2 protein-coding genes are annotated in these 12,771 nt (G+C 40.3%); both read left to right on the plus strand.

Going from position 1 to position 12,771, the window contains the following annotated elements:
- Positions 1-42: 42 nt before the first annotated feature.
- Positions 43-10,026: an Ig-like domain-containing protein gene (locus ACKGJN_RS12510; RefSeq protein ID WP_409539867.1), complete on the plus strand. Its 9,984-nt coding sequence runs from the start codon at positions 43-45 to the stop codon at positions 10,024-10,026.
- 149 nt (positions 10,027-10,175) lie between these two features.
- Positions 10,176-12,771: beta strand repeat-containing protein (locus ACKGJN_RS12515; protein ID WP_409539868.1), on the plus strand; the 2,596-nt coding region annotated here is incomplete at its 3' end.

Here is a 12,771-nt window from a genome sequence, read left to right on the forward strand (position 1 = left end):
TCTCCCCCTTACATTAATTGAAAACTCCTAAATAATATTATCATGGAGAAAAAATTACTTTGTATACTATTTATATTTTCGCTATTTTTTCTAAATCCCGTGGAGGGGTTTGGGCAGGCTTGTCCTTCGACTGTTAGTATTTCTGCTGATACAGGAAATACAATTTGCGCAGGGACTCCGGTGACTTTTACTGCAAATGCTAATGGAGGAACAGGAACCTTCACTTATCAGTGGAAGATTGACGGAGTAAATGCAGGGACTAATAGCAATACGTTTCCTTCTTCAAGTTTGAATAACGGCGATAAGGTAACAGTTACTGTTACTTCTTCTGATGACACCACCTGCAGCACAACAAGTAGTAATTACACTATGACCGTGAATACCAATAAAACTCCCACAGTCACTATTGCTGCCAGTAAAACTTCTATTTGCCCTGGAGAAAGTATAACATTTACCGCGTCAAACACCAATGGAGGAACAAGTCCCCAGTACGCTTGGTATATTAATTCGAGTAGTCCGGTTGTAAAAACCGGAGCATTGGCTACTTTTTCTGCCTCTGATTTTGTCGAAGGTAACAATACAGTTCGTGTTGTTTTAACAAGTAATATTAATTGTGCGGATCCATCAACAGCTGAGGCGACATCGGCGACTTTCGAATTGAAACCTGATGCCACTATTAGCACTCCGGCAAACCATGATCAACCGGTTTGTATTAATAAACCCCTTCAAAATATTGTATTTGATTTAGGTGGCGGAGCAACAAATGCTACAGTTACCGGATTACCACCAGGAGTTACAGGATCTTTAAGTGGCGGAAATTATGTGTTGAGCGGTTCACCTACTGCTAATGGAGTTTTTTCTTATACTGTCTTAACTACAGGCTCCTGTGCTCAGAAAACAGCAACAGGAACAATTACTGTGAATCCTGATGCGACTATCGCTTTAACATCAGGAAATAATACTCAGACAGTATGTGCTGCCGGAGGAGTTGCAGACGGAAGTATTAGTCCAATAACTTATTCAATAGGTCAAACCGGAACTGGTGGTTTTATAACAGGGTTACCTTCTGGAATAACAGGATCATTTAGTAACGGAGTTTTTACTATTCAGGGTTCAACTTCAGAAACGGGAACTCACAATTATTCGGTAAATGCAACTGGGACTTGCGGTGATTCTGCTCCTCTGACAGGATCTATAATTATTACCGAAAATAAAAATCCCTCTGTAACAATTTCTTCTAATGATGCAGATAATTCTATATGTGCAGAAACCTCAGTGAGCTTTAACGCAACTCCTACCAACGGAGGTACTAATCCTACATATCAATGGAAAGTTAACGGAACCAATGTTGGAACCAACAGCTCAACATTTACAACAACTGCATTAACCGACGGGCAGATAATTACTGTTGAAATGAGCAGCAGTGAAACCTGTTTAATTACTGCAACAGCCACCAGTAATGCTATCACTACAACAGTTAATCCAAACCTAACACCGGAAGTTACAATTGTAACGAGCGACAGTGATATTTGTCCTACGGACCCGGTAACTTTTACAGCTACTCCGGTCAATGAAGGAACTAATCCTTCTTACCAATGGAAAATAGGTAATACTAATGTTGGTGCCAACAGTCCAACATTTACCACTTCAACCTTAATGGATGGACAGGTAGTAACAGTTACAATGACTTCAAGTGAGACTTGTCTCGCTACTATCACTGCAACAAGTAATTCAATTGAAACAAACGTTAATCCTGATTTAATACCATCTGTAACAATTTCTTCTAATGATAATAATAACATTCTGTGCTCTGGTAGCAGCATAACTTTTACAGCCACTTCTGTAAATGGTGGAGGAACTCCTTCCTATCAATGGAAGGCAGATAACAATAATGTTGGTACAAACAATTCAACTTTCACTACTTCATCTTTGACTAATGGTCAGGTCGTAACAGTTGTAATAACAGCTTCAAATGATATTTGTCTGGGGGATGTCATATCTGCAAAAAGTAATGAAATCCCGGTTCAGGTGGACAACTTTATAACAAGTGAAACGCCTCAATGGGATAATTCCAATCCTGCCCATAACCCAACAGCAATATGTCCTTCAGTTTCCGGCTTAAAATATAAAGTTGGATCAATTACGGGAGCAACCTCATATGATTGGACCTTACCTTCAGGTTGGTCGATTACTAATGGCCAAGGATCTAATGAAATAACAGTTACAGCTAGCGTAAATGCCAGTGCAGGAAATATTACCGTTAATGGAAGATCAGAATGCGGCACTACTCAGTCTATCAGCCTTCCGGTCACTACCGGTACAGCTGCCCACGTTGGTGCCGGGCCAGACCAAACTGTTTGCCCGGGAACTATAGAAATAAATCTTGATGGTGAGATTGGTGGTGTGATCACACAAAAAAAAGATTGGAATTGGAGTGATAACGGGGCCGGAGGTACATTTAAAAATAATCAGGGAAGTGATTTAAAAGGAATTTACACTATACCTTCATCTTTAAGGAATGGGGGAACAGTAACCATTAGGATTCAATCTGTTAAACCCGCGGGTAGTTGTGACATCAAAACAGATGAAATGATTATTACAATTCAATCTGCTGCTGCTATTACAGATCCCACTAACAAAAATCAGACGGTTTGTATCAATTCTGAGATTACATCTATCCCCTTTACCATAACAGGTGCAGGCACGGGCGCAACTGCAACCGGACTTCCCGCCGGAGTTTCCGGAAATTATGAAAACGGAGTATTTACGTTAAGCGGCACTCCTACTGAATCCGGAACTTTTAATTATACAGTTACAACTACAGGAAATTGTACTAACGCAACAAGAACCGGAGCACTTACGGTAAATCCAAGACCTACCTTTACACAACCGGGGGAGGTATTTGTTTGTGCGGGTGCCCAAACATCTACAATAAGTTTTGGAGGTAGCAGTGTTTCCGGAACTACCTACCAATGGACTAATGACAACATTTCCATTGGCCTGGCCGATTCAGGAAACGGAGACATAAATGGATTTGCTGCTGTAAATAATACTAACGAACCAGTTGTTGCTAATATAATTGTTACTCCAACTGCAAATAATTGTGAAGGGCCAACTCAGGAATTTCAAATTACGGTATATCCTACAGCTACTTTTACTACACCTGCAGATCTTACCGTTTGTAATGGAGAAAACCTCGAGAATATTGTTTTTGGCGGCAGCAATATTTCAGGGACAACCTACAAATGGAGCAATTCTAATACTTCCATTGGCTTAGCTGCTGAAGGAACCGGAAATATTTCTACCTTTTCTGTTACAAACACCACAACTGAACCAATAGAAGCTACTATAACAGTAACTCCTATTGCTAATGGTTGTGACGGAACCCCGGAGGAATTTACAATTACAGTTAATCCTACTCCTGCTTTTACTGCACCAGAAAATATAGTAGTTTGTAATGAGGAAACATTGGCTCAGCTGGATTTTTCCGGGGCAACAGTTACCGGAACCACTTTCAGCTGGACAAATACTAATACAGCCATAGGACTTGCTGCAAGCGGGACAGGTAATCTTCCTTCTTTTACTGCCGATAATAATGGGAATGAGCCAATTTCCGCAACTATATCAGTAATCCCCGGGGCTAATGGGTGTGATGGAGAACCTGTAACCTTTGAAATTATTGTTAACCCGGCATCCACTGTAAATACCATTGAGGATGTCATAGTTTGTAACGGCGAGGATTTTTCTGAAATTGTCCTTTCTTCTAATGTAAACGGAACCTCCTATTCCTGGACCAATTCCAACACGGCAATAGGTTTGGCTGAAACTGGTATGGGGAACATTCCGGCATTTTCTGCTCAAAATAGTACAGAAGTGGCAATTAATGCTACAATTACCGTAATACCTACAGCTAACGATTGTGAAGGCACTCCATATACATTTGACATTACAGTAAATCCAAGTGCAATTGCTGAAGCAGGACCGGACCAAACAATTTGTTCAAATGGGGTAGGTACTATGGCAGCTACTTTGGGCGGTGGTGCTTCAGAAGGAATTTGGACCACAAATGGATCCGGTACTTTTAATAACAACTCTATTAATTCTGAATATACTCCAAGCGATTCCGATGTCTTAAATGGTTCAGTAATTCTAACTTTCACTTCCAATAATCCGGATGGCCCTTGTGGCACCGCATCAGATACTATGGAATTATTTATTAATGAAGAGGTGTTAATCACTACCCAACCTGAAAATATAGGGATTTGTTCTACAGAACCTTCAGAACTTACTATTATTGCCAGTGGTGACAATCTTTCTTACCAATGGAAAAGGACTGATGGGGCTATTATTACTAATTCAAATGGAATTTACTCTTCAACACTTTCTTTTAATAACACAACCTCGACCCATGCAGGTGAATACTACGTTGTTGTTAGAGGAGAAGATGTATGTAATGATGAAGATAATCCTGTTGAGTCAGCAAGAGTGACTATTAATGTGGATGAAAATATTATTATAGACGAACCCTCAGCAGAAGTTCCGATCTGCGGGGATGGATTTTCGGAAGCCACAATGAAATTCATTGCCCATGCCGGTAATTCTCCTCTTGCTTTTGCCTGGTATAAGGATGGTGTTCCAGTTGATGCCACCGACTCTAAAATTACCATCAATGAAGCTGTATTAAATTCTGAAGGAAAATATGAAGGTAGTTTGCAAATCACGGGAGTAACAGTAGACTACAATGGGGATTACTATGTGGAAATTACCGGACCCGAGGAATTCACCTGTTCTACAGCAGTTACAAATCCATTCCAGTTACGACTTAATGACATGCCCGCGTTACCGGAAGTAGAGGACTTAGTTGTTTGCCAAAATGAAATTCCGGAAGCCTTTACTGTTAATCTGGGCACCAACCTTAAATGGTACCTTAATGAAAACGATGAAAATTTTATTGCTAATGATGCAGGTCAACCTACTGCGCCAATTCCGGCAACAAATACACCGGGTGATTTTTATTACTGGGTAACTCAACAACCTGAAGCTTGTGAAAGTGAGAAAGTACAGGTAAAGGTTACTGTAAAAGAAAAACCATCTGTTCCTGCCCTTACATCAGAAGAAGCGGTAATTGAATATTGCTTAGGGGAAATTGCTGTACTTCTGACTGCAACCGGTAACTCAAATACCATTTTAAATTGGTATGATTCGGAAACAGGAGAAGCTTTAACTTCTGCTCCTCAACCCAATACAGAAAATCCTGGCGTAACTACCTATTGGGTAAGCCAAACTCCTAATAACGGATTAGGTTGTGAAAGTGACCGTGCATCAATAACAGTGACTGTATATTCTTTACCTGAAGTAACCGCTTCAGTAGAAGAAAACATTATTTGCTTTGGAAGTCCTGCTGAGTTAACAGCTACCGGAGGTGTTACTTACACCTGGTATAATGGCGAGGAAGTGATCGGTAACGAAGCTTCCATTTCACATATTCCTACCGAAGCAGGTGATTATACTTTCAATGTTTTTGTAACAGATGCGAATGGTTGTGAAAATACAGCTGAAGTAACTGTAAAAGTAGATGAAACTACTATAGCCGGGACCATTTCAGGTCAGGAAAGTGTTTGTATTAGCTCCCCTTCCGGTTCTTTTATTCTTGAAGGGAATACAGGAGAAATTCAACACTGGGAATCATCGACGGATGGTGGAACCAACTGGAGCGAAATTACCAACACTTCAGCAACCCTTGATTTTGCTGATCTTGCAACAAATACCATCTTTCGTGCTATAGTGAAAAATGGAGTTTGCGAGGAAATGGCCTCTAACCAAGTTGAAGTTACAATAGATCCACTTCCGGTTGGAGGAGATTTAGCTTTTGCTGGTAATGGCAGAGTATTTACCATTTGTGAGAATGCTACCGGAAATTATGCGGTGGATTTAAATTTAACAGGAACCGTTGGCGATGTTGTAAGATGGGGATACAGAAGTTGGGATGCTACTGGTTATACTACATTAACTATAGGAGGGGAAGTGTTTACCGGTAATACATTGACAGCTGTGCAGATCCAGACTTTAGGATTCAATGAAACTACAGTATTCCAGGTAGAAGTTAGCAGTGGTGCCTGTGTTGCCCCTGCTTTATCTAAAACCGCTATTTTAAGTGTAATACCTTCAGACATAAAACCCAGTCCCGTAACGGTAGAACCTGGAGTGGTTTGTTTGGGAGAAGAAGTTACTTTAAGTTCTGAGACTGGATATGAAAATGGAGGCACCTTCCTAGATCAGGGAGCTTTTGACAATGCTTCTATAACCAACCACGGATGGAGAATAAGAAGAGAGGGAATTTCCGGAGATCTTGGCTTTGATACAGATGCGAACAATACCGAATTTGACAGATGGAAACGAGCCACTCCTCGTGCTTTTACTACCGCTTCCGTAAATTCTCCTTTTAGTACCTCAGGTGTTGTTTTTGATACCGGAATTGAAGATGGAAATAAAGGTTTTGGCCTCATCTCTGGAAATTATAGATCTACAATGGAAACTCCTATATTCACCATAGGGTCAACGGATCAGGCTATCTTAACTTTTGACCAGGCATATGTTCTGACGCCGGGGTCATCCCTACAAGTTGAAATTTCTACAGATGGCGGTAATACTTATACAACCTTATATATTCGAGAGGTACCTGCAAATGCTACACAAGGTATTGCGAGTGGCAATACTACAAGTTTTGGAACAGGAACTATAGATTCTCATCCCGAAAATAAAATTTTAATTGACCTGGGAGATTATATGGGACGCCCTAACTTAAGAATACGGTTTAATTATTCCGGTGCAAGGCCTGGTGATATTTGGGCGGTTGACAACATTGACATACCTGAAGGTCCAAATGGAATTACAATGGAATGGCGTGACTATACAGATCCCGCATTTCCCGACGGCATTCTCATAGGTACTAATAATTCTGAAAATTATACACCCATTGAAATTGGATTAAACACTTTTGAGGTAAAAACTAAATTAGTTTATAACTCCAGCGGGGATGCTTGTGAGGTCGCCGAAAATGCACAGCGAATTGAAGTATTTGTATTCGATAAATATACCACAAGCGTAACTGCCTCGTATGGAACTTGTGGTAATTTTAATGTTCAACTTACTGCTAATGTTTTGGATGGAAAGGGTGAGCCTGTTACTAGTTTTCCTACCCCTGATGGATATATTGGTAAATGGATAATAGATGGAGGTACTTTAGTAGATTCAGATCCAGATGATGGCATAGATGCAATAAATGATCCTAACGCTATTTTATCTGCCCCAGGAACAGGTTCTTATACCGTATCCTGGATACTGGAACCCACGGAATTAGATGAAAATGGTGATCTATACATAAATCCGGAAGCTTGTCCTCCGATAGTAACCCCTTTAGATGTAGTTATTGAAGGATGTATAGCATTAGATTTTGATGGCTTCAATGATTATGTTGATTTAGGAACAAATTATACAGGAAGTAATTATAGTATAGAAGCATGGATCAGACCTTTTGACAGAGAACTTGAAGAAAGTGGGTTAACTGATGCATCTTCAGGAACAATTATTTCCGGTCCTGGGTTTGAAATTAAAATGGAAGACTTACCAGCCACTATATCACCTAATAGTAGATGGTATCATATTGCGTATACTAGTGACGATAAATTATACATTGATGGATTTCTACAAAGTTCCAATTCTATAACCGGGGCTGGAGGAAGCAAGACCTTAATAGGGGCTCGCTGGAATTCCTCTGAAAAAGAAGCAGAAAATCATTTTTCCGGTTGGATTGAAGAGGTACGGATTTGGAATGGTGCAATTACAGAAAAAAACATACAATTTACCATGAACCAACGCCTTAAGGGCATGGGAAATATTGGTGTGGTAGTAGATATGGACCATCCGGATGCACCTGATTATGCCAATCTTTCTGGATATTACCAATTAATATCTGCAATTCCTGATCCTGAAGGACTTGTCACTTATGACGATACTTTAAAACCAATTAATGGTTTCACTATTGATCTTGCTATAACAGCTGTTCCTGGTAGATTAATAAATATGTCCACCAACCAGCAAAATACAGCGCCGCTTCCTTATTTCTCAGGTAGCAATAATTCCTGGGATATCGCGACAACCTGGGCACGGCCAGATGTTTGGAAAATCCCTAATACCGGTGGTATTGACTGGAATATTGTGAAGACTTCTCACAACATAACTGCAGATAGAGCTATAACTGTGTTGGGATTAATATCAGAGGTAAATACTTTAGATATGTTAGGAACCATTCCGACAGCAGAGTCTCACTTAGGAGTAGGAACCGGTAATGCCCTCACAATTTCGCATTATCTGCGTTTGGATGGGATTATTGACCTTAACGGTGAATCTCAATTGTTACAACCTGAATTAAGTATTGTTGATGAAGCCAGCTCCGGTTATCTAGACCGCGACCAACAAGGTAAGAGAAACAGTTTTATTTATAATTACTGGTCTTCGCCGGTAAGTATTTCCGGAACTAACACCGCCAATAATGGAGGGTATTCTGTTGGAGGTGTACTACTTGACGGAACAAACCCGGCAGCTCCGGATGGAATAAACTTCCAGGATTATCACGGAGCTGCAGATGGAACCCGCCAGTCCCCGATTATAGTAAGTACTTACTGGCTATGGGGGTACTCACCTGCTGCAGCAAATATCTATGCAGAATGGGACCACATTCTTGAAAATGGTACTTTAAAAACCGGGGAAGGTTTTACTATGAAGGGTACAGCGGGAGATGCTGCATTAAATGACGGGCAAAATTATACCTTTAGAGGAAAACCTCATAATGGTGATATAACCCTAACAATGGGAGGTAACCAAAACTATTTGATTGGAAATCCATATCCCTCTGCTATTGATGCAGATCAGTTTATTCAGGATTATGGAACGGCTGCAAACCCCGTTTTTGATGGTTCTATATATTTCTGGGATCATTTTGTGGTGGTAGATCATATTTTAAAAGAATATATTGGTGGTTATGCAACTTATAATTTAACAGGAGGAGTATCCAGTGCAACTTCTTCTGATGATCGAATTAATGATAACATGACAACTAGCGGAAAATTACCCCAACAATATATACCAGTGGGGCAGGGATTCTTAATAAATTCAACTGACCCCGTTTCCAACAATGGATTAGGAGGGGATATTATATTTAAGAATTCTTACCGAGTTTTTAAAAAGGAAAGCACTGATAATTCCATTTTCCTTAAACCCGAAATAGTAGAAAAAACTGCTAAATCTAAAAATTCAGAGTTCCAAAAAATCCGACTTTCATTTTCCTCACCCATAGGTTATCGCCGTCAAATCCTCGTGGGAGCCGTACCCGGCACAACAGATGGTTTTGATCTTGGTTACGATGCAAACCTCTTTGATGACAATGTTGAAGATATTTATTGGATTCAGGGCAATAATAAACTGGTTATTCAGGGGGTGCCCGATTTCAACAAGGAGAGAGTACTTCCGTTGGGCGTTAAGATCAAAGAGGAAAAGGAATTCACCATAAGGATAGATACCGTAGAAAATGCTCCTAATGGAATGAAGGTTTACCTTAATGATAAGTTGAATGATAGTATTCATGACCTCAGAAAATCGGCATATTCCTCAACTTCTGAACCAGGATTTATCCACGACCGGTTTGAGATCATTTTTTATAAAGATGAGCCCTTGCCTCCTGTTACGGAAGTTCCCGGAGAAGACCCAATTGAGATCAAGGAAGAGTTTGGAATTAGCATTCGTCATGGTCAAAACTATAGGGAACTGCAAATCCTTAATCCGCATGAACTTTCTATTACCAATATGTACATTTTTGACCTCAATGGGAATAAACTGGAAGGGCATAGTAATCTTCCCGGAGGAAAAGAGTTCAAAATGCCGGTAAGAAATTATAGCTCAGGGGTATATATCGTTCAAATTGTAGTTGAAGGCAGGGTGGTAAGCAAAAAGATAATCATATCAAATTAGTAAGAATTAGCTTACAATTTATAATAATTAATTCCCATTAAGTGGTTTTTAATCCGATTAATTTAAGCTTACAACGAAAAATTAACATATCAAATTCAACTTATCCGCATTATATGTAATTTTATTCTCAATTTTTTAACAAGAATTGAATGGCGAAAATTACCCCAAAAATTAGAACCGTCCTGCTTATCGTATTTTTATTAGGTTCCTCTATTACTTATGCCAATTACTCCCCTTCATCTCTAAATTTTTTAGATATTGGATATTTAGCTGAGTATAATACTATTACAGCCGATCCTTATACTTTCAAATCCTTCAAGGAAAAGCAAATTCATAATCTTCAAAAACCCTTTGATTTTTCCATTGAGAAGAAAATTTCTCAAATTTTCGGGTTTTATAATCTTAACACCTTTATTAAAAAGAATATCTATGGTAATTCCTTAAAGAATTATCTTTTATCAAATTCTATTGGGCAGCCTATCAATAAATCGGCAGGGCATTCAATTTCCTTAGATTCTAAAACCAATGTTTCATGCAATGGCGGAAATGATGGTACAATTGCAATAACAGTTACGGGAGGAACAGGACCTTATACCTATATATGGTCAGGAAACGGAAGAAATGATACTTCTGAGGATATTTCCAGTCTGTCTGCAGGAACTTATACTGTAACAGTATCCGACTCGGAAAGTTCTGTATCTTCAACGCATTATGTTTCGGAACCTGCTATTCTTTCAGCAACAGTAGCGGCTACTCAGCCTAGCTGTTATGGAACAAATAATGGTTCAATCACCATCAGTTCGCCTTCCGGTGGTACTGGAACATATCAATACAGCATCAACGGCGGTTCAACCTGGACTGCAGGATTGAACAATCCAAATCTAGCACCTGGTACCTATGATGTCCGGATACGCGATGCGGCAAATACCGCTTGCATCATTGATTTGGGAAATCAGGTGATCACCTATCCTGATGTCCTTTCAGCAACAGTAGCGAATACACAGCCTAGCTGTTTTGGAACAAATAATGGTTCGATCTCCATCAGTTCACCAGCCGGTGGTTATGGAACATATCAATACAGCATCAACGGCGGTTCAACCTGGACTGCAGGATTGAACAATCCAAATCTAGCACCTGGTACCTATGATGTCCGGATACGCGATGCGGCAAATACCGCTTGCATCATTGATTTGGGAAATCAGGTGATCACCTATCCTGATGTCCTTTCAGCAACAGTAGCGAATACACAGCCTAGCTGTTTTGGAACAAATAATGGTTCGATCTCCATCAGTTCACCAGCCGGTGGTTATGGAACATATCAATACAGCATCAACGGCGGTTCAACCTGGACTGCAGGATTGAACAATCCAAATCTAGCACCTGGCACCTATGATGTCCGGATACGCGATGCGGCAAATACCGCTTGTGTAATTGATTTGGGAAATCAGGTGATCACAGCTCCTGAGATTCTTTCAGCGACAGTAGAATCAACAAATGTTACCTGCAATGGTGTTAATGACGGCACAATTTCAATTACGAATCCTCAAGGTGGCTACGGCACTTATGAATATAGCATCAATAATGGGACGAACTGGCAGGATAGCGGAAATTTCGGCAATCTTAATAATGCTACTTATCAGGTAGTCATTCGGGATGCGGCAAATACCAATTGTACAATAACCCTAAATTCAAATCTTACAATCACACAACCGACGGCTTTAAGTGCAACTGTAACCTCAACAAATGTAACCTGTAACGGGGCCAATGATGGTACAATTTCAGTTACAAATCCTGCCGGTGGTTACGGAACTTTTCAATACAGCATCAATAATGGGGGGACCTGGCAGGATTCCGGAGAATTTTCCGGGTTGGGCAATGCTACCTATCACGTGGTCATTCGGGATGCGGCAAATACCAATTGTACAATAACCCTAAATTCAAATCTTACAATCACGCAACCGCCCGTTTTAAACGCGACGGTAACCTCAACAAACTTAACCTGTAACGGGGCCAATGACGGCACAATTTCAGTTACAAATCCACAAGGAGGCTACGGAACTTTTCAGTACAGCATCAACAATGGAACTTCATGGCAGGATACCGGGAATTTCGGCAATCTTAATAATGCTACTTATCAGGTATTGATTCGGGATAAAGCAAATATCAATTGTACAATCACCTTAAATCCAAATCTGGCAATCACGCAACCACAGGTTTTAAACGCGACGGTAACCTCAACAAATGTAACCTGTAATGGAGCCACTGACGGCACAATTTCAATTACAAATCCACAAGGAGGCTACGGCACTTATGAATACAGCATCAATAATGGGACGAACTGGCAGGATTCCGGAGAATTTTCCGGGTTGGGCAATGCTACCTATCAGGTAGTCATTCGGGATGCGGCAAATACCAATTGTACAATCACATTAGATTCAAATCTGACAATCACGCAACCGCCGGTTTTAAACGCGACGGTAACCTCAACAAATGTAACCTGTAACGGGGCCAATGATGGTACAATTTCAGTTACAAATCCTCAAGGTGGTTACGGGACTTTTGAATACAGTATCAATAATGGGACGAACTGGCAGGATAGCGGAAATTTCGGCAATCTTAATAATGCTACTTATCAGGTAGTCATTCGGGATGCGGCAAATACCAATTGTACAATAACCCTAAATTCAAATCTGACAATCACGCAACCGCCGGTTTTAAACGCGACGGTAACCTCAACAAATGTAA

Source organism: Gillisia xinjiangensis (assembly GCF_046298265.1).
GTDB classification, from domain to species: Bacteria; Bacteroidota; Bacteroidia; order Flavobacteriales; family Flavobacteriaceae; genus Gillisia; species Gillisia xinjiangensis.